We start from the raw sequence: 23092 nt of genomic DNA, 5'->3' as shown, positions 1-23092 counted from the left end.
TTTCCTGTATGAAAACCCATAACTGTGTTTTCATACAGTATAGACTGGTTTTTTATCCAGTAAAGAGGTGGCGGTAAAATTAGAACAATTTTTTTGACCAGCCGAGCTTGGTGCTTAATGTGTTGAAATAGCTATAGTCTTTGGGGTGAATCAGATTCAGGTGATAATCGCAGCGGCGAATCAGCACATCTTCACCTTCCTGGATAGGCAGGGCTATCTGGCTGTCACAGCTGATCTCCAGATCGCTACGGCGGTGCGAGAAGCGCAGGCGAATGGTACTGTCGCCGTTGATCACCAGCGGGCGCGCCGAGAGCGTGTGTGGGAACATGGGGACCAGCGTGATGGCGTCCAGCGACGGCGTGAGAATCGGGCCTCCGGCAGAGAGCGAATAAGCGGTAGAACCGGTCGGCGTGGAGATTATCAGGCCATCGGAGCGCTGTGAGAAAGCGAAAGTCTCATCAATGTAGACTTCAAATTCAATCATGTGCGCCACTTTGCCCGGGTGCAGCACCACTTCATTGATGGCGGTACTGATGCGTTTCTGGCAATTTTGCTGGCAGACCTGCGCCTCCAGCAGAAAGCGTTTTTCGGCGATGTAGTTGCCGTCCAGCACGTCGGCAAGCTGCTGATGGGCATTGTCCGGATCGAGGTCGGTAAGAAAACCAAGGTTGCCACGGTTAATGCCGATGACGCTGATGTCGTAGCGGGCCAGCGTACGCGCTGCGCCGAGCATGTTGCCGTCGCCGCCCACCACCACCGCCAGGTCCGCTTTCTGACCAATTTCTGCCAGCGTGCCGGTTTTCACATTGTCCAGCTTGAGCTCCTGGGCAATCTGGCGTTCGACAATCACATCGAGGCCTTTGGTACTCAGCCAGCGATAGAGCATTTCATGTGTCGTCAGGGCCGTCGGGTGACGGGGGTGTCCTACAATACCGATACACTTGAAATGATTGTTCATTTTCTGAATGTCCTTGTGCCGAAGATTGGTGACAATGTGAGAGCTTCCCTTGAAACCCGGAATCAGATCCCCATAATAATCCAGGTTAGCGAGATGATTGCGAAAAAACGCGGAGAAATTCATGAGTAGTAAAGAACAGAAAACGCCTGAGGGGCAATCCCCGGAAGAAATTATCATGGAACAGCACGAAGAAGTTGAGGCGGTTGAACCAAACGCTTCTGCTGAACAGGTGGATCCGCGCGATGAAAAAATTGCGAACCTTGAATCGCAGTTAGCGGAAGCTGAAACCCGCGAGCGTGAAAGCGTGCTGCGCGTGAAGGCTGAGATGGAAAACCTGCGTCGTCGTACTGAGATTGACGTTGAGAAGGCGCATAAGTTTGCGCTGGAAAAATTCGTCAACGAACTGTTGCCGGTGCTGGATAGCCTGGACCGCGCGCTGGAAGTGGCGAACAAAGACAACGAAACCATGGCGGCAATGGTCGAAGGGATCGAACTGACCCGTAAGTCGATGCTGGATGTGGTGGCGAAGTTTGGCGTGCAGGTGGTTGCGGATATCGATGTGCCGATGGACCCGAACGTACACCAGGCCATTGCGATGGTTGAGTCCGATGACGTTGCCGCTGGCAACGTGCTGATGGTGATGCAGAAGGGGTATACCCTGAACGGCCGAACCATTCGTGCGGCGATGGTGTCCGTCGCGAAGGCGAAGGCCTGACGTTGTTTTAACCCTCTCCCCGCCAGGGGAGAGGGTGCGTCTTATTCCGCGACGCTGTCGCGCAGCGGTCTTATCGGGTTCACCTGAACCTGCTTAATCACGTTATCCTGCACGTCGAGAATATCAATATCATAGTGGGCGATACGCACCCGCGTGCCTGCCGCAGGGATCTCTTCCAGCGCTTCGACAATCATTCCGTTCATCGTACGCGCTTCGTCTTCCGGCAGATGCCAGTTGAAGGCTTTATTGAGTTCGCGTACGTTGGCGCCGCCATCGATAATCACCGAGCCGTCGTTTTGCGGGTTAACCTCTTCGGCGAGCGAAGGAGACATCGAGGTGGTAAAGTCGCCAACGATCTCCTCCAGAATATCCTCAACCGTCACCAGCCCCTGAATATCGCCATATTCGTCGACCACCAGGCCCACTTTCTTTTTATTACGTTGGAATTTAACCAACTGAGTACTCAGCGGGGTACCCTCCGGGACGAAGTAAATCTCATCGGCGGCGCGCAGCATCACCTCTTTGGTGAACTCTTTTTTCTCGGTCATCAGCCGGTAGGCTTCGCGCACGCGCAGCATGCTGATGGCATCATCCAGCGAGTCGCGATACAACACGATGCGGCCGTGCGGCGAGTGCGTCAGCTGGCGCACAATGGATTTCCAGTCGTCGTTGATGTTGATGCCGACGATCTCATTGCGCGGCACCATGATGTCGTCAACGCTGACTTTTTCCAGGTCCAGCACCGACAGCAGCATGTCCTGATTGCGGCGGGAGATCTGCGAGCGCGACTCGTACACGATGGTGCGCAGCTCGTCTTTGCTGAGCGAACTGCTGATGGTGATATCGGTTTTGATGCCCATCATGCGCATCAGAATGCGGGTAATCAGGTTCAGGAACCACACCAGCGGCATCATCAGTATCTGAAGCGGTGCCAGCAGGAAGCTGCTGGGGTAGGCGACTTTCTCAGGGTAGAGTGCGGCAATAGTTTTCGGCAGCACTTCGGCAAACACCAGCACCACAAAGGTCAGCACCCCGGTGGCGATAGCGACGCCCAGGTCGCCGTACAGGCGCATCCCGACGATGGTGCCGAGCGCAGAGGCCAGGATATTGACGAGGTTGTTGCCAATCAGCACGAGGCTGATTAAACGATCGGGCTTTTGCAGCAGCTTCTCAACGCGCTTTGCGGGTTTGTTTCCCTGTTTGGCAAGGTGGCGCAGCCGATAGCGGTTTAGCGTCATCATGCCGGTTTCAGAGCCGGAGAAATAGGCGGAGATGACCACCATGATGATCAGCGTCACGATCAGCGTGGTGGTAGAAATATGTTCCAAGAGAATTCCTTAGTCCTTAGCTCACGAATTGTTGAATGACGCGGCTACCAAAGTAGGCGAGCGTCAGAATGCCTGCGCCCGCGACGTTAAACCAGACTACCCGGCGGCCTCGCCACCCTTCATGATAGTGGCCCCATAACAACACGATATAGACGAACCAGGCGATGATGGAAAGGACGGCCTTGTCGATATTTTCCATGCTGAACAGGTTATGCATGTAAAACAGACCGGTACAAAGCGTCAGGGTGAGCAGGACGACGCCCACCTGAGTGATGTGAAACATTTTGCGTTCAATGACCATCAACGGCGGCATTTCATGACTGAATGCCAGCTTTTTGTTTTTGAGCTGGTAGTCAATCCACGCCAGCTGTAGCGCGTACAGGGCGGCGATGATCAGCGTGGCATAGGAGAACAGCGAGAGCCCAATATGCACCATCATGCCCGGCGTGGCTTCCAGGTGGGTAATAAACTCGTTGGGCATAAAGGTCGCGAAGGCGAGGTTGATGAGCGCAAACGCGTAGACAATAGGCAACAGCAGCCAGCCGCGGTTACGCGAGGCGACGATCGTCATCACCGTGCAGATCATCAGGCTCACCAACGAGCCGACGTTTAACAGGCTGAGGTTTTGCCCGCTTTCACCGCCCGGCAGAATGCGGGCTTCCAGCGCGAAGGCGTGGCATACCAGCGCGACGGTGGCGGAGAGAATCGCCATACGCCGCCAGCCGCTGTTTTTTTGCAGCAGACCGGGAATAATCAGCGCCAGGCTGACGGAGTAGGCAACAAGCGCGAGCAGGGCAAAAACAGGCATAAAGAGTCGGCAGTCGTCAAAAAGAAGAAAGAGAAGCAGTATATACGCAAAATCCATCGAGTTGTATCAAGGCGCACAGGCTATGTGAAGGCGGCGATGTCACGTTACGCGATATCAGCGCCAACCGTGGCCTCACAACTCGCTCGGTGTCGTGTTATACTCCCGCAAATTTCCGTTTTTTGGTCGCGCAAGCGACTCACCGTTTCCACCCCAGGCGAGAGACAATGTTTGATAATTTAACCGATCGTTTGTCGCGCACGCTGCGCAATATCAGTGGCCGTGGACGCCTTACTGAAGACAACGTAAAAGAGACGCTGCGCGAAGTGCGCATGGCGCTGCTGGAGGCTGACGTTGCGCTGCCGGTAGTGCGTGATTTTATCAATCGCGTAAAAGAGAAAGCGGTTGGTCATGAAGTTAACAAAAGCCTGACCCCGGGTCAGGAGTTCGTCAAAATCGTCCGTAGCGAACTGGTTTCGGCGATGGGCGAAGAGAACCAGACGCTCAACCTGGCCGCGCAGCCGCCGGCCGTGGTGCTGATGGCGGGCCTGCAGGGTGCGGGTAAAACCACCAGCGTCGGTAAGCTGGGTAAATTCCTGCGTGAAAAGCACAAGAAGAAAGTGCTGGTGGTCTCTGCCGACGTCTATCGCCCGGCGGCGATTAAACAGCTGGAAACCCTGGCCGAGCAGGTGGGCGTGGACTTCTTCCCGTCCGACGTTGGCCAGAAGCCTATCGACATCGTTAACGCGGCGCTGAAAGAAGCGAAGCTGAAATTCTACGACGTGCTGCTGGTGGATACCGCCGGTCGTCTGCACGTTGATGAAGCGATGATGGACGAAATCAAACAGGTTCACGCGGCCATTAAGCCAGTAGAAACCCTGTTTGTCGTTGACGCCATGACCGGCCAGGATGCGGCGAATACCGCTAAAGCCTTTAACGAAGCGCTGCCGCTGACCGGCGTGGTGCTGACCAAGGTCGACGGTGATGCACGCGGCGGGGCGGCGTTGTCTATTCGCCACATTACCGGTAAGCCAATCAAGTTCCTCGGCGTAGGTGAAAAAACCGAAGCGCTGGAGCCGTTCCACCCGGATCGTATCGCGTCCCGTATTCTCGGCATGGGCGACGTACTGTCGCTGATTGAAGATATCGAGAGCAAGGTTGACCGCGCGCAGGCTGAGAAGCTGGCGACCAAGCTGAAGAAAGGCGACGGTTTCGACCTGAATGACTTCCTGGAACAGCTCAAGCAGATGAAAAACATGGGCGGCATGGCGAGCCTGATGGGCAAGTTGCCGGGCATGGGTCAGATTCCTGACAACGTCAAATCGCAGATGGATGACAAAGTGCTGGTGCGTATGGAAGCGATCATCAACTCGATGACGCTGAAAGAGCGCGCGAAGCCGGAAATCATCAAGGGTTCCCGCAAGCGTCGTATCGCTCAGGGCTGTGGCCTGCAGGTGCAGGACGTGAACCGTCTACTGAAGCAGTTCGATGACATGCAGCGCATGATGAAGAAGATGAAGTCGAAAGGCGGCATGATGAAAATGATGCGCGGAATGAAGGGTATGATGCCCCCGGGATTCCCTGGCAGATAATACGGATTGCATTTTGCCCAAAAATGAGTAAAATTTTCGGGCTTTTAATATGACACCGGGCCCCTTCCCTCGATGGGGCCCGGTTGTTCTATTCACACAAGAGGATGTTATGGTAACTATTCGTTTAGCTCGTCACGGCGCTAAAAAGCGTCCGTTCTACCAGGTTGTTGTTACTGACAGCCGTAACGCACGTAACGGTCGCTTCATTGAGCGCGTTGGTTTCTTCAACCCGATCGCTTCTGGTTCGGAAGAAGGCACCCGCCTGGATCTGGATCGTATCGCACACTGGGTTGGCCAGGGCGCAACTATCTCTGATCGCGTATCTGCGCTGATCAAAGAAGCTAAAAAAGCAGCTTAATCTGTCACGGTGGTCATGATGAGCAAGCAACACACCGCACAAGCACCTGTTGATCCGATCGTATTGGGGAAAATGGGTTCTTCCTACGGTATCCGTGGTTGGCTCAGAGTGTTTTCCTCCACCGAAGACGCCGAAAGCATTTTTGACTATCAGCCCTGGTTAATCCAGAAGGCGGGTCAGTGGCAGACCGTTGAGCTGGAAAGCTGGCGCTACCACAATCAGGATATCGTCATTAAGCTGAAAGGCGTTGACGATCGCGATGCCGCGAATCTGCTGACGAACTGCGAAATTATCGTGGATTCCTCGCAGCTGCCGGCGCTGGAAGATGGAAGCTATTACTGGAAAGACCTGATGGGCTGCCAGGTAGTGACTACGGAAGGCTACGGTCTCGGTAAAGTCATCGATATGATGGAAACCGGGTCGAATGACGTTCTCGTCATTAAGGCAAACCTGAAAGATGCATTTGGTATCAAGGAGCGGTTGGTTCCGTTCCTCGATGGGCAGGTTATCAAGAAAGTCGATCTCGCTACTCGTACTATCGAAGTAGATTGGGATCCTGGTTTTTAAACCACCGGATAAACGGTAAAAGACGGCGCTATGTGGATTGGCATAATTAGCCTGTTTCCTGAAATGTTCCGCGCAATTACCGATTACGGGGTAACTGGCCGGGCAGTAAAAAATGGCCTGCTGAGCATCCAGAGCTGGAGTCCTCGTGACTTCACGCATGACCGGCACCGTACCGTGGACGATCGTCCTTACGGCGGCGGACCGGGGATGTTAATGATGGTGCAACCTTTACGGGACGCCATTCATGCAGCAAAAGCCGCGGCAGGTGAAGGCGCAAAGGTGATTTATCTGTCACCTCAGGGACGCAAGCTTGATCAAGCGGGCGTCAGTGAACTGGCCACGAATCAAAAGCTGATTCTGGTATGCGGTCGCTACGAAGGTATCGATGAGCGCGTGATTCAGACCGAGATTGACGAAGAATGGTCTATCGGCGATTACGTTCTCAGCGGTGGAGAGTTACCGGCAATGACGCTGATCGACTCCGTTTCCCGGTTTATTCCGGGTGTACTGGGTCATGAAGCTTCAGCATTCGAAGATTCGTTTGCCGATGGGTTGCTGGACTGTCCGCACTACACTCGCCCTGAAGTGTTGGAAGGGATGGAAGTACCGCCGGTTCTGCTGTCGGGAAACCATGCTGAGATACGTCGCTGGCGTTTGAAGCAGTCGCTGGGCCGCTCCTGGCTTAGAAGACCTGAACTTCTGGAAAACCTGGCTCTGACTGAAGAGCAAGCAAGGTTGCTGGCGGAGTTCAAACAGGAACACGCACAACAGCAACATAAACATGATGGGCTGGTCTGAGACCCCCAAATATCAGTTTACCCAGGATAAGAGATTAAATTATGAGCAACATTATTAAGCAACTTGAACAAGAACAGATGAAGCAGGACGTACCTTCCTTCCGTCCGGGTGATACCGTGGAAGTGAAAGTATGGGTTGTTGAAGGTTCCAAAAAACGTCTGCAGGCATTTGAGGGCGTGGTTATCGCTATTCGTAGCCGCGGTCTGCACTCTGCATTCACTGTTCGTAAAATTTCCAACGGCGAAGGCGTTGAGCGTGTCTTCCAGACTCACTCTCCGGTAGTTGACAGCATTGCTGTTAAACGTCGTGGTGCTGTACGTAAAGCTAAACTGTACTACCTGCGTGAGCGCACTGGTAAGTCTGCTCGTATCAAAGAGCGTCTTAACTAAGATTCGCGCAAGCGACATCCTGTTAAAAAGGGCTGGCCGAAAGGCTGGCCCTTTTTTTATCTTCATGCGCACCTTGCGTTAACATTTGGTTGCTAAATCATTTACAATACCCTTGTTCTCTGGAGGGTAGCGTGAACGGCAAAATCACCCATATCATCGCATTTAAACGGCGGGCCGCCTGGCTTGCGCTGTTTGCTATGGCGCTGATTGTTTTTGCACCGCTGGTTTCCATATCGCTCCAGCCAACGGCGATGAGCGCGATGCCGGGCATGCACCATGAAATGAGCATGCCTATGCTGGCACACCACTCCGTGCCGCAAAACATGCCCGTTGACCATGGCGAGGCCTGCGGCTACTGCGTTTTGTTGACCCACGTGCCGGGGATGATACTGGCGTTGTGCGTGCTGTTATGCGCGCTACTGCTGCGCGTTAACGTTGTTCCCTTCCTGCCAACGATAAGCCACTGGCATTTCTTCCCCTGGCTCTTTCCCGATACCCGCGCGCCGCCGCGAGAGTCTGCTTTACCTGCTTAATAACGATAAATGACGCTTCAGCGTCACGCTTCATTTCGCATGAACAAAGGAAAAGTATGACAACCTGCACCTCGCGGGCGGCATGGGTGCACCTGCTGCGCCGCCTGCATTTTTTTATCGGCCTGTTTGTCGGGCCCTTTATCTTCGTTGCGGCCCTGACCGGCACGCTGTATGTGGCTACGCCTCAGCTCGAAAACGTGCTGTATCACCAGGCGCTGCACGGCAGCACCGAGGGTGAGCGTCAGCCTATTGCAGCACAAATTGCCGTCGCGGAACGCGCGCTGGATACACCGCTGCGTCTGAGCGCGGTTCGACCGGCTTTGGACGCGGGTATAACGACGCGTGTGATGTTCGCTGACCCTGCGCTACAGCCATCAGAAAACCGTGCGATTTTTATCGACCCGGTCACGCTGGCGGTGAAAGGGGACATGACGGTCTACGGCACCAGCGGCATTCTGCCGCTACGTCAGTGGATAGACTACGCGCATCGTTCGCTGCTGTTGGGCGATGTCGGACGCCTTTATAGCGAACTGGCTGCCTCATGGATGTGGGTCGCGGCACTGGGAGGTGTGGTGCTGTGGGCTTTTACCCGGCCAAAACGGCGAATAAAAAACCGCCTGCAAAATACCCGCCGCGTTCATGTTACCCTTGGCTGGTGCCTGCTGGCGGGAATGCTGCTGTTTTCAGCCACCGGGCTAACCTGGTCACAGTGGGCGGGCGGCAACGTCGATAAGCTGCGGGCGTCGTTAGGTTGGTTAACGCCACAGGTTAATACCCAACTGCACGGCGCCAGCCCGATGCCGATGGATCCGCATGCGGAGCACCGCGGGCATCATGGCGAGAAGGCTGCTCATGAGTCGACGATCGGTTGGGACAGTATTGATACTGTCCTCAATGTGGCCCAACGAGGCGGCATCAACGCAAGGTCTCTGGAGATCCGCCCGCCGCGCAGTGACGATCGCGCCTGGACGGTCACCGAGATCGATCGGCGCTGGCCAACGCAGGTTGATGCGGTCGCCATCGATCCGCAGTCGCTGGCGATAATCGATAGCACACAGTTTGCTGACTTCCCGCTGATGGCTAAGTTGACGCGTTGGGGCGTGGATTTTCACATGGGGATCTTGTTCGGCTTGCCGAACCAGCTGCTGCTGATCGCCTTTGGCCTGGCGTTGTGCGTGGCTATTGTGATGGGCTATCGTCTGTGGTGGATCAAACGCCCGTCTCAGGCGGAGACAAACCCACTGCTGACGCTAACGCACAGCTGGCGGGCGCTGTCGCTACCGGCCCGCTGTGGCACATTACTACTCGCCGTAGCATGCGGGTTTGCGCTTCCGGTTATGGGCATCAGTCTGGCGCTGTTTATGCTGTTTGACTGGCTACGCTGGCGAGCGGCTGTGCGGATGCCGCTCGTCGAATCGTCCGTCGAGTAACCTTACGGCGCGCTGATCACCACCGCCACACGGCGGTTTTCAGCGCGCCCTTGCGAGGTGCTGTTGCTGGCGACAGGGTATTTTTTGCCTAAGCCGCGCGTGGTGAGATTGCTGCGCGGAATATGAGCGCCTTTTGCCCAGGCATCGGCGACGACATTCGCGCGTTTCAGCGACAGGACTTCGTTATAGCGGTCTTCGCCGTAATTGTCTGTGTGCCCGTCCATCCGGGCGTGGTTTAAACCGGTTGCCGCGAGGCGTGACGCCATGGCCTGGATCTGTGTTTCACTTTCAGGTCGCAGCCCGGCTTCGTTTTTATCGAACAGAATCTTATCCGAGAGGCCCAGCGACCAGTCGCCATTTAATTCGTTAAAGCCATAAGATTGCATCGCTGCGACCTGTTCAGGGGTGAATTTGCCCTGCGGTGTCTGACAACCGGTCAGCAGCAGTGATGCCAGTAAGCATGGAGCAAGATATCGCTTTAACATATCGTTTTCCTTTCTAATATAGTGTCTTAGACCGCTGATTTTTGGCTTGATACATATTGCGGTCTGCCTTTTCCAGTAGTACCTCCAGCGAGGTACTTTCCCACGCTAGCGCAAAGCCGATGCTGAGAGACATCGATGTATTTTGGCCGTTATGCAGATCGAACGGACGGGTAAACTGCTGTGCCAGCGCGTGACAAATCCGTTGAACGTCGTGTTCTGAATGGACGCCGGAGAGCACCATGGCAAACTCATCGCCGCCAAGGCGGTACGATTGATGACGCTGACCGCCGAACGCAATCATTCGACTGGCAATTTCTGTCAGTACGAAGTCGCCTGCGTTGTGCCCCCAGGTATCGTTAATGTGTTTAAAGTTGTCCCCATCGAGAAAAAGCAGGGCTGAGTGTGTTTTAGCAACGTCATCATTCATTAACGCCGCTATGCGGTTGCCGAACGCCGCGCGGTTCGCCAGACCCGTAAGGGGATCGTGCATGGCGGAACGGAGCAACTGAGCATTGGTTTCCTGCAGTTTCAGCTGCCACTCTTCCATTTCAGCCAGCAGGCTGTTGAAGTCTTCGCCGAAACGGTGAAACTCTTCGATTCGACCCTGCTTGACGCGACGGGAGAAGTTGCGATTGGTGCGCGCATCATGTACGACATCGGTGATATTTTGCATTTCCTCAACCATCCCGTGGTGCAGGGAGCGGGTAACCGTGAGCGCGATGCCTGAAGCGAAAAGTATGCAACCGGTGAGGACGGCAAAGGACATCCAGATAAAGTGACCAATCAGGCTGTCGCGTGCGGTCAGATAAATTTCGCCGATTGGCTTGCCGTTATGCATGATGGGCTGAGCGATGGGTTCCGGAAACAGCCAGCGACTGACCAGCGCGCCCAATGTATCGGTATTGTCTTCAGGGTTCCACGACCAGTGAGCAAAGCGCTTTTTATGCACATCGTAGACCTCCGCCATCGCAAACTGCCCCTGTTTCCCGAGCGTTTCCAGGGTGTCATTTGCCGCCTGCGGATCGTTGAAAACCAGCGATGCTTCAAGGGTATGGCTCATTGTCGCACCGGTCAACTCGAGGTTCTTTTGCGCGTATTGCTTTAATGTCACCACCGACGCGAGGCACAGCAAAAGCCATATAAAGGTCATGGTTATGATGACGCTTATTATGTTAATCCGGCGCAGCGTTCTTTTAAACGTAGGTCGCGGAGTGAAGGTGAAATCCTTATTCATGCTTTTTATTCCGGGCAAGCATTAATACATCCGGATTCACTCTTACGCCGCTGCGAGACAGTGCATCCAGATTAACGGAAAACCGGACCTCATCGTCCTCTATTATTAAACAAAACGCGCTGCCAATAGCACATTCAGGGTTATGTTCGGAGATTAATAGTAACGGTCGGTTGCGATATTGGTTGATTAATTCAAGCTGTTGTTCAGGCGACTCGGTGCCAAAGTAAATACCATCGCATTTTGCGGCGACGGCCTGCTGAGCGTTACCGACCCGCTCAGCCGTATAAGGCAGACCACCGGACATACTGAGGGCGTCGACATATCGGGAAGAGGTCAGGATACAGAGTCTGGGAGGCGCGGAAAGTGACGGCCATCGCGTGTAGCTGACGATGCCGGAGACAATCGAGCGCACCGATTTATCGGTTTCAGTCAGCGGAGCGGCGCTTACCGAGGCCAACGATAGTGGCAGCATCAGCAGTAGAATCAGTCGGGACAAAGCTATCAAGAATGAATTTCTCACGAGAATCCGCCATACCGCTCTGGAGCGTGTTACCCGGGGGAGTTGTAGGCAGAAGATCATTGTTTATTAAAACCATCATTATGTCAGAAATTCGATTGATGAAATTTAGGTTAAATCCCACAGTTGTATTTATTTCAGCATGTCAAAAGGCAATAAATTACGGCTGGTGGCGATGTTGATCTCCTCGGCTTCCGGCGCAGCGTAGTGAGTGAGCCGCAAAGGGAAAAGGTTCGCCCGCTAATTCTTTGCGATGGATAAATGTCGGGTTATCCATTTCCTGTGGGCCATCGATCTCACTATAGGCTTATTTATAAGGGATGGTTGGCCGTATTGTTAAATTTATCGGCTAACTTCAGGTTTTCTTTAAGTCGAATGTCATCGTAGGCGTTTTGGCCTGCGAGGGGGAGCGGATATCTATCGGGCAACCGTCGGGAGTTAAACGCGGTGGGAGCCATTTTTTACGGCGGATAACGATCCTATAGCAATGAGGTGTAACAATTAGTTTACTATTTTATGGGCTGTTTTCGGCAATAAATTTGCAAGTGTAAATATAAGTGTACGTATTTTGGATTGAAATCTTTACTTTCTGTGGTATTGTAGGTTCTACCTCATTGAGGCAACAACTATCGCAAACGAGTCATAACAGGTAATGCCATCATGCAAAAAGACGCGCTGAATAACGTAAATATCGCCGATGAAGAAGTTTTGATCACGCCGGATCAGCTGAAAGCTGAATTCCCGCTCTCCGTTGAGCAGGAAGCGCAAATCGCCCAGTCACGTAAAACGATTACTGACATTATTGCCGGCCGCGATCCGCGCCTGCTGGTGGTATGCGGGCCTTGCTCCATTCACGATCCGGAAGCTGCGATTGAATATGCGCGTCGATTTAAAACACTGGCGGAAGAGGTCAGCGATAGCCTCTACCTGGTGATGCGCGTCTACTTTGAAAAGCCGCGTACCACCGTCGGCTGGAAAGGGCTTATCAACGATCCGCATATGGATGGCTCGTTTGATGTGGAAGGCGGTCTGAAAATCGCTCGTCGTCTTTTGGTTGAACTGGTGAGCATGGGGCTGCCGTTGGCCACCGAGGCGCTGGATCCGAACAGCCCGCAGTACCTTGGCGATCTGTTCAGTTGGTCGGCGATTGGTGCACGTACGACGGAGTCGCAGACTCACCGTGAAATGGCTTCAGGCCTGTCGATGCCGGTTGGCTTTAAAAATGGCACAGATGGCTCGCTGGCGACGGCGATCAACGCGATGCGCGCGGCGGCAATGCCGCACCGTTTTGTGGGCATCAACCAGGCCGGTCAGGTCTGCCTGCTGCGTACCCATGGTAACCCGGATGGCCATGTGATTCTGCGTGGCGGTAAAAAACCGAACTACGGCCCGGAAGATGTGGCGCAGTGCGAAAAAGAGATGGAACAGGCGGGACTGCGTGCATCGCTAATGGTAGATTGCAGCCATGGTAATTCCAATAAAGACTACCGCCGTCAGCCAGCGGTGGCGGAATCCGTTGTCGCGCAGATTAAGGACGGTAATCGTTCTATCATTGGTCTGATGATTGAAAGTAATATTCACGAAGGCAGTCAGTCTTCCGAGCAGCCGCGCAGTGAGATGCAATACGGCGTCTCGGTGACCGATGCTTGCATCAGTTGGGAAACCACCGATGCGCTGCTGCGTGAACTCGACAAGGATTTACGCGGCCATCTGGCGGCTCGTCTGGCGTAAGAGGATTGTATGGTTGCTGAACTGACCGCGTTACGCGATCAAATTGATGAAGTCGATAAGGCGTTGCTGAACCTGCTGGCGAAGCGTATGGCGCTGGTGGCCGAAGTTGGCGAAGTAAAAAGTCAGTATGGCCTGCCCATTTACGTACCGGAGCGTGAAGCCTCGATGCTGGCTTCGCGCCGCAAAGAGGCGGCGGCGATGGGCGTGCCGCCCGATTTGATTGAAGACGTGCTGCGTCGCGTCATGCGTGAGTCTTATTCCAGCGAAAACGACAAGGGGTTCAAAACGCTGCGTCCGTCGCTGCGCCCGGTGGTTATTGTTGGCGGCGGTGGCCAGATGGGGCAGCTGTTTGAAAAGATGCTGACCCTTTCCGGCTACCAGGTGCGGACGCTGGAAAAAGAAGACTGGCCGCGTGCGGCGGACATTGTGGCGGATGCCGGTATGGTGATTGTCAGCGTCCCTATTCACATTACCGAACAGGTGATTGCGAAGCTGCCGCCGCTGCCGGCGGACTGTATTCTGGTTGATCTGGCCTCGGTAAAAGCCGGGCCGTTGCAGGCGATGCTGTCGGCGCATTCGGGGCCCGTTGTCGGGCTGCATCCGATGTTTGGCCCGGACAGCGGCAGTCTGGCGAAGCAGGTAGTGGTCTATTGCGATGGCCGCCAGCCAGAGGCCTATCAGTGGTTCCTGGAGCAGATTCAGGTCTGGGGAGCGCGTCTGCACCGTATTAGCGCCGTTGAGCATGACCAGAATATGGCGTTTATCCAGGCGCTGCGTCACTTTGCTACCTTTGCGTACGGGCTGCATCTGGCGGAAGAAAACGTTCAGTTGGAGCAACTGCTGGCGCTCTCCTCGCCGATTTACCGCCTTGAACTGGCAATGGTCGGGCGACTGTTTGCTCAGGATCCGCAGCTGTATGCCGACATTATTATGTCGTCCGGCAACAACCTGGCGCTGATTAAACGCTACTACCAGCGCTTTGGTGAGGCGATTGGCCTGCTGGAGCAGGGCGATAAGCAGGCGTTTATTGATAGCTTCCGTAAGGTTGAACACTGGTTCGGCGACTACGCACAACGTTTCCAGAGTGAGAGCCGGGTCTTGTTACGCCAGGCGAATGACAGTCGGCAGTAAGTAAAAACTGTATATACTTGAAAGCCAGGGGAAATCCTCTGGCTTTTTTTATGGGATAAAGACAATGGCTGATGTAAACCTGCTGTTTGATTACACCGGACACCTGCCGGAATGCCCAACCTGGAGCGGTGCCGAACAGGCGCTATACTGGGCGGATATCATGGAGTGTGAAATTCACCGCTATGTGCCCGCGACCGGCATGCATCAGGTCTTACAGTTTCCGGAAGAAGTTGGCTGCTTCGCGCTGCGGGAAAAAGGTGGCTTTATCGTCGCGCTGCGCAGCGCTATCTGGCTGGCCGACAGCCGCGGCCTGCTACAGCATAAAATCTGTGATAACCCGAGTAACCCCCAGCTTGCGCGGTTCAACGACGGTGGAACGGACAGAGACGGGCGCTTCTACGCAGGAACCTTTTGGGGGCCAGGCGACTATAACGGTGCGCTGCTGATGCGGATCGATAATCAACTCAAACCGAAGGTGATTCAGTGCGATATTCATGGCGCCAACGGTCTGGCATTCAGCGAGGATAAGCGCTGGATGTACACCTCAGATACGCCCAACGGCGTCATTTACCGTACGCCGCTGGATGCGGACGGTGAGCCCGGCGTACGAGACGTTTTTCGCGTGTTTAGCGAGGGTGAGGGGATCCCGGACGGGGCGGCGATGGATGAAGAAGGATGCTACTGGAGCGCCATGTTTGACGGCTGGCGTGTCGCGCGCTTTTCACCAACGGGAGAGCAGCTTGCTGAGTATCACCTACCGGTGCGTTGCCCAACTATGGTTTGTTTCGGCGGCGCGGATATGCGGACGCTGTTTATCACCACCACCCGTGAGAATATGTCGGCACAGGAGGTGGCAAAATATCCACTTTCCGGGGCTATCTTCACCCTGCCGGTTGCGGTGGCAGGCATGAAGAAGCGGCCGTTTATCGAACGTTAGACCGGATCGACCGGTACGACGTTTTCGCTGGGATAGCAGCCCAGCACTTTCATTGAGCGGGTAATGCCGGAAAGTTCCTTCAGCGCCTTTTGCATGGGCAGTGCGTCCAGGTTCGCCTGGACGTCGAGATAAAACATCTCTTCCCACGGGTTGCCGTGAATCGGACGCGATTCGAGCTTGGTCATGATCAGATTGTGGTTACGCAGCACCAGCAGTGCTTCAACCAGCGCACCGGCCTGCTGGCCGGTTGCAATCAGCAGCGTGGTTTTCGCCGGCACCTGGTCAGAGACGTTTACCGCTTTACGCGCCAGAACCAGGAAACGCGTAATGTTCTGCGTCTGGTTGGCCTGGCAATGTTCAAGCACCTGCAGACCATACAGCTTGCCACCGGCTTCGCTGCCCAGCGCCGCGACGGTCGGTGAGTTGGCCTGCGCGACTTTCTCCATCGCCGCCGAGGTGCTCTCGGTATATTCAATTTTCCACTGCGGATAGTGGCTCAGGAACTGGCTGCACTGCTGGAACGGCTGCGGATGGCTGTAGACCGTTTCAATGGTTTCCAGCGTGCTGCTGCCGTTGGTCAGGACGCAGTGGTCAATGGGTACCGTCATCTCGCCGACGATCGACAGACTGGTGTGCTGTAGTAGATCGTAGACGTCGTTGATGCCGCCGGAGCTGGTATTTTCAATTGGCACCACCGCATAGTCGGCCTGGCCGGTTTCGACCTGATTGAAGATATCGGCAAATTTCAGGCAGCCGCTTTCAATAAACTGCTCAAAATGGCGAGCGGCATACTGGCGGGCCGCAAGATGCGAGTAGGAGCCTTTCGGGCCAAGGAACGCGATACGTGCCGAGTGGGGGTTAATCTTGTTCAGATGCTGCTGAAGCAGCGTTTGTTGGGTAAGAACGGAATCTTCAATGATGAGCTGGAACAGCCGGGTAATATAATGCGCGTCGAGCTGGTGGGTTTTGCCGAGCATAATCAGGCGCTCAAGCAGATCGCGCTCGCGGTCAATGTCGCGCACCGGTCGGTGAGAGGCCAGCTTCGCTTTACCCACCTCGATAGCCAGACCGCGTCGCTCGGCCAGCAGGCTCACTAATTTTTCATCCAGCGCGCTGATTTTATCGCGTATCGCCAGTAACGGGTTTTCCGAAGTCATCATGTTTGCCTTTCTTGTTATCAATAAAAAAGGCCCCCCGGAGTGGGAGGCCTTGTTGTTCGTCTTCGCATTCTTTATCACACGACGAAACGCCTCCCAATCAGGGGAAGGTAAAAAAGAATGCGAAGAAAAACGGTAGACGTTTCACAGTTGGCTTAAATCCTTAGCGTGATGAGGTTTTACAGTACTCGTTCTGTTTTCGTTCTGTCAATAAAAAACGCGCCCGAAGGCGCGTTGGCGATACACATTAAAGTACAGTTTACTCTTCTTCAACTTCCACGAAGCTTGCGTCTTTCACCGATGTGGTGGCACGACGGGCTTCCCCTTTGTGTTGCACCTTATTGAGCTGCCGTTCCAGCTTGTTGATCAATTCGTTAATGGCGGTGTACATATCTTCATGTTTCGCACTGGCGACCAGATGCCCGTTCGGGGTATTCATCGTGGCGTCCGCTACAAATCCCTGTGGCTCTTTAGACAGAATGATATGTGGGTTGATTAAGTGGGTTTGCCATTTATCCAATTTTGCGAGACGGTCTGCGACATGCTGGCGAATAGCCGGAGTAATTTCCATTTGTTTACTGGTAATGTTCATTGTCATAAATTTTACCTCTTGTCTTTCCGTCTTGGTGATTCCAGCATACCTCGGATTTGGTTAAAATGTGTGATGAAGATCACATTATTTTGTCACTTTTTGTCAGTGCATTCTTTTTGTGAGTCAGAACAGGAAGACGTGATTTTTTACTTGTCGGCGCGGGAAAATACGGCCATATTTGATAGGATGGCTTGAGGCTAAAGCGCTTCAGCAAGTCATTAAAATGGATAAAAAAACGGCAGCCATCGGGCTGCCGTTTTACTTTTACAGATCCGAATCAGGACTGGGTGGTCTTGCTGTTGGCGGCGATGATTTTCGCCACTTTGTCCGCCTGCGCCGTCATCTGCATTTGGCGATAGGCATTTTCCATCTTCGGCAGGGCGTCACGCGTTGCCTGCGTATCTGGATAGTTACGCATCATGTTTTCGACGCGGTTTACTACCGCAACCCATGCACCACGCGCGGTGTAGTAATCAACAACGGAAAGTTCGTACTTCGCCAGGCGGTCTTTCAGGAAGATAAGACGTTTGTTGGCGTCGGTGACGTATTGACTGTTCGGGTAGCCGCGCACCAGCTTCGAGAAGTCGTTAAACGCGTCACGGGCATGCTGCGGATCGCGATCGGAGCGGTCAACGCCGAAAAAGCCCTGCAGCGCGCTATCGTCCAGCGCCATGTTGGTTAAGCCGCGCATGTACATGACGTAGTCGATGTTCGGGTGCGTCGGATTCAGACGAATGAAACGGTCAATCGCGGCCTGGGCCAGCGGCAGATCGGCATTTTTGTAGTATGCATAGATCAGATCCAGCTGTACCTGCTGAGAATATGGCCCGAACGGATAGCGGTTATCCAACGCTTCCAGTTGCGTTATTGCCTGTTTCCAGTTACCGTCCTGCAGCTTTTGCTGAGCAGTTGCGTAGATTTCATTAGGCGGATTATCAGGAACCTCTTCCTTTGAACCAGAGCACCCCGCCAAAGCCAGGCTCAACGTGGCCGCTGCCACCAGATATTTCATGCGCGTCATGACGTTTTGACTTTCCTCAAAATGTTTATACGGGATATTCACAGTTCCTGTTCCCGATTAAGACCAGCTACAATAGCACACTATATTAAACGGCGAAGCCGTAAAAACCCAACGTTAACGAAGAAGCTGTATATGGCACAACGAGTACAACTCACCGCAACGGTGTCCGAGTCACAACTCGGTCAACGCTTAGATCAGGCTTTGGCCGAAATGTTCCCTGATTATTCGCGATCGCGCATAAAAGAGTGGATCCTCGACCAGCGCGTTCAGGTCAACGGCAAAGTTTCAGACAAGCCGAAAGAAAAAGTCATGGGTGGCGAGTCCGTCGCTATCGATGCGGAAATCGATGAAGAGATCCGCTTTGAAGCGCAGGATATCCCACTCGATATTGTATATGAAGATGAAGATATTCTCGTCATCAACAAGCCGCGCGACCTGGTAGTTCACCCTGGCGCCGGTAACCCGGACGGTACGGTGCTGAATGCGCTGCTGCACTATTATCCGCCGATTGCCGATGTACCGCGTGCGGGCATCGTCCACCGTCTGGATAAAGACACGACCGGTTTAATGGTGGTGGCGAAAACCGTTCCGGCGCAAACGCGTCTGGTTGAGTCGCTGCAGCTGCGCGAAATCACCCGCGAGTATGAAGCGGTGGCGATTGGTCACATGACGGCTGGCGGTACCGTTGAGGAACCGATCAGCCGTCACCCGACCAAACGCACCCACATGGCGGTTCACCCTATGGGGAAACCGGCGGTGACGCACTATCGCATTATGGAACACTTCCGTGTGCACACGCGTCTGCGGCTGCGTCTGGAAACCGGGCGTACGCACCAGATCCGCGTGCACATGGCGCACATCACCCATCCGCTGGTGGGCGATCAGGTCTACGGTGGCCGTCCGCGTCCGCCGAAGGGCGCATCGGATGAGTTCATTTCGGTTCTGCGTAAGTTTGACCGCCAGGCGCTGCATGCGACCATGCTGCGTCTGTATCACCCGATCTCGGGCATTGAAATGGAATGGCATGCGCCTATCCCGCAGGATATGGTCGATTTGATCGCTGCGATGCGCGCTGACTTTGAAGAACATAAGGATGACGTAGACTGGTTATGACCAAAATCATTGTCCCGGAATGGCCGCTGCCGCAAGGCGTGGCCGCCTGTAGTTCAACGCGCGTCGGCGGCGTCAGCGAAGGCGCGTGGGACTCTCTGAATCTCGGCGCCCACTGTGGCGATAACCTCGAGCACGTTGAAGAGAACCGCAAGCGTATGTTTGCGGCGGGCAAACTGCCGTCGAAGCCGGTATGGCTGGAGCAGGTCCACGGTAAAGACGTGCTGCACCTCACCGGTGAGCCTTATGCCTCAAAGCGTGCAGATGCCTCCTACAGCAATACGCCCGGGACAGTGTGTGCGGTGATGACGGCGGACTGCCTGCCCGTGCTGTTCTGCAACCGCGCGGGGACCGAAGTGGCAGCCGCGCATGCGGGTTGGCGCGGTCTGTGCGATGGCGTACTGGAAGAAACCGTCGCCTGCTTTAACGATAGTCCTGAAAACCTTCTTGCCTGGTTTGGCCCAGCAATTGGCCCGCGGGCGTTTGAAGTCGGGCCGGAAGTGCGTGAGGCGTTTATGGCGAAAGATGCCAACGCGGAAAGCGCATTCTATCCCGCAGGCGATAAATATTTCGCCGATATCTATCAGCTGGCACGCCAGCGTCTGGGCAACGTCGGCGTGAATGCCGTGTTCGGCGGCGACCGTTGTACCTTCAGCGAAAAGGATGATTTTTTCTCTTATCGCCGCGACCGTATTACGGGTCGTATGGCAAGTTTCATCTGGCTGATATAACCTATAGAATCAAGACGATCCAGAAGGCAGACAGTTTTTTCTCATCGATTAGGTCATTTAACCTTGAATAATTGAGGGATGACCTCATTTAATCTCCTGTAGCAAAATTGACCTATTATGGGAGGAGTCATGCGTCTGGATCGTCTTACCAATAAATTCCAGCTTGCTCTTGCCGATGCCCAGTCGCTCGCGCTGGGGCACGACAACCAATTTATCGAACCTCTTCATTTAATGAGCGCCTTGCTGAATCAGGAAGGGGGCTCGGTACGTCCTTTATTAACGTCCGCGGGCATCAACGCCGGCCAGCTACGCACGGCTATCGATCAGGCGCTGAGCCGTTTACCCCAGGTAGAAGGTACCGGGGGAGACGTACAGCCGTCGCAGGATCTGATGCGTGTGCTGAATCTTTGCGACAAGCTGGCGCAAAAACGCGGCGATAACTTTATTTCGTCGGAACTGTTCGTTCTGGCGGCGCTTGAGTCTCGTGGCACACTGACCGACCTGCTAAAAACGGCAGGCGCTACCACCGCCAATATCACTCAGGCAATTGAACAGATGCGCGGAGGTGAAAGCGTGAATGACCAGGGTGCCGAAGACCAACGTCAGGCATTGAAAAAATACACGGTCGATCTGACCGAGCGTGCTGAACAGGGCAAACTCGACCCGGTTATCGGCCGTGATGAAGAAATCCGCCGTACCATTCAGGTACTGCAGCGTCGTACCAAAAATAACCCGGTGTTAATCGGTGAACCGGGCGTCGGTAAAACGGCGATCGTCGAAGGGCTGGCGCAGCGAATCATTAATGGTGAAGTCCCGGAAGGTTTAAAAGGCCGTCGCGTACTGGCGCTGGATATGGGCGCGCTGGTGGCTGGGGCGAAATACCGCGGTGAGTTTGAAGAACGTCTGAAAGGCGTATTGAACGATCTGGCGAAACAGGAAGGCAACGTTATCCTGTTTATCGATGAGCTGCATACGATGGTAGGTGCGGGGAAAGCCGACGGCGCGATGGATGCCGGTAATATGCTGAAACCGGCGCTGGCTCGTGGTGAGCTGCACTGCGTCGGCGCCACTACGCTGGACGAATATCGCCAGTACATCGAGAAAGATGCGGCGCTGGAACGTCGTTTCCAGAAAGTGTTCGTTGCTGAGCCTTCGGTAGAAGACACCATCGCGATTCTGCGTGGTCTGAAAGAACGTTATGAACTGCACCACCACGTGCAGATTACTGACCCGGCAATCGTGGCGGCAGCAACGCTGTCTCACCGTTATATTGCCGACCGTCAGTTGCCGGACAAAGCCATCGACCTGATCGATGAAGCGGCCTCCAGCATTCGTATGCAGATTGACTCCAAGCCGGAGGAACTTGACAGACTCGACCGCCGTATTATCCAGCTCAAGCTGGAACAGCAGGCGCTGATGAAAGAGTCTGACGAGGCAAGTAAAAAACGTCTCGACATGCTTAATGACGAGCTGAATGATAAAGAGCGTCAGTATTCCGAGCTGGAAGAAGAGTGGAAGGCAGAGAAAGCCTCGCTTTCAGGCACTCAGACAATCAAAGCTGAACTGGAGCAGGCGAAAATTGCCATCGAGCAGGCGCGTCGCGTCGGTGACCTGGCGCGGATGTCCGAACTGCAGTACGGCAAAATTCCAGAGCTGGAGAAACAGCTGGAAGCGGCCACGCAGTCTGAAGGTAAAACCATGCGCCTGTTACGTAATAAAGTGACGGATGCCGAGATTGCCGAAGTACTGGCACGCTGGACCGGGATTCCGGTTGCCCGCATGCTGGAAGGCGAGCGTGAGAAACTGCTGCGTATGGAGCAGGATCTGCACAGCCGCGTGATTGGGCAGAACGAAGCGGTTGAAGCGGTATCGAACGCGATTCGCCGTAGCCGTGCCGGGCTGTCCGATCCTAACCGTCCGATCGGTTCATTCCTGTTCCTGGGGCCAACCGGGGTAGGTAAAACTGAGCTGTGTAAGGCGCTGGCTAACTTTATGTTCGACAGCGATGACGCGATGGTGCGTATCGACATGTCCGAGTTTATGGAGAAACACTCCGTGTCGCGTCTGGTGGGTGCACCTCCAGGATACGTCGGCTATGAAGAGGGCGGTTATCTGACAGAAGCGGTACGCCGTCGTCCTTATTCCGTCATCCTGCTGGATGAAGTGGAAAAAGCGCACCCGGATGTGTTCAACATTCTGCTGCAGGTATTGGACGATGGTCGCCTGACCGACGGGCAGGGGAGAACGGTCGATTTCCGCAATACGGTTGTCATCATGACCTCGAACCTGGGTTCGGATCTGATTCAGGAGCGTTTCGGCGAACTGGACTACGGGCATATGAAAGATCTGGTGCTGGGCGTTGTAAGCCACAGTTTCCGCCCAGAATTCATTAACCGTATCGATGAGGTTGTGGTATTCCATCCGTTGGGGGAAAAACACATCGCATCAATTGCCCAGATTCAGCTGCAGCGTCTGTACCAGCGCCTGGAAGAGCGTGGCTATGAAACGCAGATCTCCGATGAAGCTCTGCAGTTGCTGAGTAAAAATGGCTACGATCCGGTATATGGCGCACGTCCTCTGAAACGTGCTATCCAGCAGCAGATTGAAAACCCGCTGGCACAGCAAATCTTGTCTGGCGAGCTGTTGCCGGGGAAAACTATCCGCCTGGAAGTGAAAGACGACCAGATAGTGGCAGTACAGTAAGTCACAAAAAGAAGAAAACGAGCCCTTTAGGGCTCGTTTTTGTTTATAAACCAGGCGAAAATAAGATGATTGGATGAAAAGTAGACGAACGAAAAGTTTTTCCTATTTTATGCTTGCAGCTTCTCATTTTCTCCCTATAATGCGCCACCACTGACACGGAACAACGGCAAACAAGTCGCCGGGTCAGCGAAGTTCTTTCAAGAACTTCAGCGAAGTAAGCGAAAATAAAAGCTTGACTTCGTGGCGGGGTGGCGTAATATACACACCCCG

Annotated in this window: 24 protein-coding genes and 1 other annotated feature; of the genes, 14 read left to right on the top strand and 10 right to left on the bottom strand. The window is 54.2% G+C overall.

The genetic code is table 11. The annotated features are described in order from the left end of the window. Positions 1 to 79 precede the first annotated feature (79 nt). Entirely contained in the window at positions 80 to 958 is an 879-nt protein-coding gene (gene nadK, locus H7R58_RS17285; protein WP_106928400.1) for an NAD(+) kinase, read from the bottom strand. A 121-nt stretch (positions 959 to 1079) separates the two neighbouring features. Here nadK and grpE point away from each other — a divergent pair, with 121 nt between their 5' ends. Then, positions 1080 to 1673: a nucleotide exchange factor GrpE gene (gene grpE, locus H7R58_RS17280; protein ID WP_106928402.1), complete on the top strand. Its 594-nt coding sequence runs from the start codon at positions 1080 to 1082 to the stop codon at positions 1671 to 1673. Between the two features lie 41 nt (positions 1674 to 1714). Here grpE and H7R58_RS17275 read toward each other — a convergent pair whose 3' ends face one another. Next, a complete protein-coding gene (locus tag H7R58_RS17275; protein WP_182934438.1) occupies positions 1715 to 3001 on the bottom strand; it encodes an HlyC/CorC family transporter in 1287 nt (428 codons plus the stop codon). Between the two features lie 16 nt (positions 3002 to 3017). After that, positions 3018 to 3809, bottom strand: coding sequence for a cytochrome C assembly family protein (locus tag H7R58_RS17270; protein WP_106928444.1), 792 nt, complete (start codon positions 3807 to 3809; stop codon positions 3018 to 3020). A 224-nt stretch (positions 3810 to 4033) separates the two neighbouring features. Here H7R58_RS17270 and ffh point away from each other — a divergent pair, with 224 nt between their 5' ends. From ffh to H7R58_RS17235, 7 genes are all read left to right on the top strand, one after another. Further along, positions 4034 to 5398 carry a signal recognition particle protein gene (gene ffh / locus H7R58_RS17265; protein ID WP_064543362.1) on the top strand — a complete coding sequence of 455 codons (1365 nt, stop codon included), beginning with the start codon at positions 4034 to 4036 and terminating at the stop codon, positions 5396 to 5398. Positions 5399 to 5507: 109 nt separating this feature from the next. Further along, a complete protein-coding gene (gene rpsP / locus H7R58_RS17260) occupies positions 5508 to 5756 on the top strand; it encodes a 30S ribosomal protein S16 (RefSeq protein WP_181358019.1) in 249 nt (82 codons plus the stop codon). Positions 5757 to 5774: 18 nt separating this feature from the next. Beyond that, complete coding sequence (rimM, locus tag H7R58_RS17255; RefSeq protein ID WP_035894946.1) at positions 5775 to 6323, top strand: ribosome maturation factor RimM; 549 nt, start codon at positions 5775 to 5777, stop codon at positions 6321 to 6323. 30 nt (positions 6324 to 6353) lie between these two features. Then, the gene (gene trmD, locus H7R58_RS17250; protein ID WP_106928408.1) at positions 6354 to 7121 is read left to right on the top strand and encodes a tRNA (guanosine(37)-N1)-methyltransferase TrmD; all 768 of its coding nucleotides are present in this window, start codon (positions 6354 to 6356) and stop codon (positions 7119 to 7121) included. 41 nt (positions 7122 to 7162) lie between these two features. Then, on the top strand, positions 7163 to 7510 hold the full coding sequence (rplS, locus tag H7R58_RS17245; protein ID WP_006687325.1) for a 50S ribosomal protein L19: 348 nt from the start codon (positions 7163 to 7165) through the stop codon (positions 7508 to 7510). Positions 7511 to 7641: 131 nt separating this feature from the next. Continuing rightward, a complete protein-coding gene (locus H7R58_RS17240; RefSeq protein WP_227674175.1) occupies positions 7642 to 8043 on the top strand; it encodes a DUF2946 domain-containing protein in 402 nt (133 codons plus the stop codon). A 56-nt stretch (positions 8044 to 8099) separates the two neighbouring features. Next, positions 8100 to 9473, top strand: coding sequence for a PepSY-associated TM helix domain-containing protein (locus H7R58_RS17235; protein WP_106928410.1), 1374 nt, complete (start codon positions 8100 to 8102; stop codon positions 9471 to 9473). A gap of 2 nt (positions 9474 to 9475) precedes the next feature. On the opposite strand, the gene H7R58_RS17230 is transcribed toward H7R58_RS17235, so the two are convergent. The 3 genes from H7R58_RS17230 to H7R58_RS17220 are packed head-to-tail and all read right to left on the bottom strand — an operon-like array spanning position 9476 to position 11712. Next, positions 9476 to 9958: an OmpA family protein gene (locus H7R58_RS17230; RefSeq protein ID WP_106928412.1), complete on the bottom strand. Its 483-nt coding sequence runs from the start codon at positions 9956 to 9958 to the stop codon at positions 9476 to 9478. A gap of 13 nt (positions 9959 to 9971) precedes the next feature. Next, a complete protein-coding gene (gene dgcN, locus H7R58_RS17225; protein WP_106928414.1) occupies positions 9972 to 11192 on the bottom strand; it encodes a diguanylate cyclase DgcN/YfiN in 1221 nt (406 codons plus the stop codon). Continuing rightward, entirely contained in the window at positions 11185 to 11712 is a 528-nt protein-coding gene (locus H7R58_RS17220) for a regulatory sequestration protein YfiR (RefSeq protein WP_223878948.1), read from the bottom strand. The genes dgcN and H7R58_RS17220 overlap by 8 nt, the downstream gene beginning before the upstream one ends. A gap of 657 nt (positions 11713 to 12369) precedes the next feature. Here H7R58_RS17220 and aroF point away from each other — a divergent pair. The 3 genes from aroF to H7R58_RS17205 all read left to right on the top strand — a co-directional run bounded on the left by aroF (position 12370) and on the right by H7R58_RS17205 (position 15508). Further along, positions 12370 to 13440, top strand: coding sequence for a 3-deoxy-7-phosphoheptulonate synthase AroF (gene aroF, locus H7R58_RS17215; protein ID WP_106928418.1), 1071 nt, complete (start codon positions 12370 to 12372; stop codon positions 13438 to 13440). A gap of 9 nt (positions 13441 to 13449) precedes the next feature. Then, positions 13450 to 14571 (top strand): bifunctional chorismate mutase/prephenate dehydrogenase, encoded by a 1122-nt coding sequence (gene tyrA / locus H7R58_RS17210; protein ID WP_106928420.1) that lies wholly within the window; start codon positions 13450 to 13452, stop codon positions 14569 to 14571. A 64-nt stretch (positions 14572 to 14635) separates the two neighbouring features. Next, on the top strand, positions 14636 to 15508 hold the full coding sequence (locus tag H7R58_RS17205) for an SMP-30/gluconolactonase/LRE family protein (RefSeq protein WP_106928422.1): 873 nt from the start codon (positions 14636 to 14638) through the stop codon (positions 15506 to 15508). On the opposite strand, the gene pheA is transcribed toward H7R58_RS17205, so the two are convergent. The 4 genes from pheA to bamD form a co-directional block, all read right to left on the bottom strand. Then, positions 15505 to 16665, bottom strand: coding sequence for a bifunctional chorismate mutase/prephenate dehydratase (pheA, locus tag H7R58_RS17200; protein ID WP_182930597.1), 1161 nt, complete (start codon positions 16663 to 16665; stop codon positions 15505 to 15507). The two genes, H7R58_RS17205 and pheA, sit on opposite strands and share 4 nt — an antisense overlap. 23 nt (positions 16666 to 16688) lie before the next feature. Beyond that, positions 16689 to 16814: a sequence feature (Phe leader region), on the bottom strand. Next, positions 16766 to 16813, bottom strand: a complete 48-nt coding sequence (gene pheL / locus H7R58_RS17195) for a pheA operon leader peptide PheL (RefSeq protein ID WP_100279143.1) — start codon at positions 16811 to 16813, stop codon at positions 16766 to 16768. It overlaps the preceding feature by 48 nt. 110 nt (positions 16815 to 16924) lie before the next feature. After that, positions 16925 to 17263 carry a ribosome-associated translation inhibitor RaiA gene (raiA, locus tag H7R58_RS17190; protein ID WP_106928426.1) on the bottom strand — a complete coding sequence of 113 codons (339 nt, stop codon included), beginning with the start codon at positions 17261 to 17263 and terminating at the stop codon, positions 16925 to 16927. 271 nt (positions 17264 to 17534) lie between these two features. Next, positions 17535 to 18278 (bottom strand): outer membrane protein assembly factor BamD, encoded by a 744-nt coding sequence (bamD, locus tag H7R58_RS17185; protein WP_106928448.1) that lies wholly within the window; start codon positions 18276 to 18278, stop codon positions 17535 to 17537. 132 nt (positions 18279 to 18410) lie between these two features. Between bamD and rluD the strand changes: the two genes are divergently transcribed. From rluD to clpB, 3 genes are all read left to right on the top strand, one after another. Next, entirely contained in the window at positions 18411 to 19391 is a 981-nt protein-coding gene (rluD, locus tag H7R58_RS17180) for a 23S rRNA pseudouridine(1911/1915/1917) synthase RluD (RefSeq protein WP_106928428.1), read from the top strand. Next, positions 19388 to 20119: a purine nucleoside phosphorylase YfiH gene (gene yfiH, locus H7R58_RS17175; RefSeq protein ID WP_106928430.1), complete on the top strand. Its 732-nt coding sequence runs from the start codon at positions 19388 to 19390 to the stop codon at positions 20117 to 20119. The genes rluD and yfiH overlap by 4 nt, the downstream gene beginning before the upstream one ends. Before the next feature lie 129 nt (positions 20120 to 20248). Further along, a complete protein-coding gene (gene clpB / locus H7R58_RS17170; protein ID WP_182930166.1) occupies positions 20249 to 22822 on the top strand; it encodes an ATP-dependent chaperone ClpB in 2574 nt (857 codons plus the stop codon). Positions 22823 to 23092 lie beyond the last annotated feature (270 nt).

The organism is Klebsiella sp. WP4-W18-ESBL-05, assembly GCF_014169075.1.
Classification (GTDB): domain Bacteria; phylum Pseudomonadota; class Gammaproteobacteria; order Enterobacterales; family Enterobacteriaceae; genus Kluyvera; species Kluyvera ascorbata_B.
This window is presented reverse-complemented; position numbering and strand designations above follow the sequence as displayed.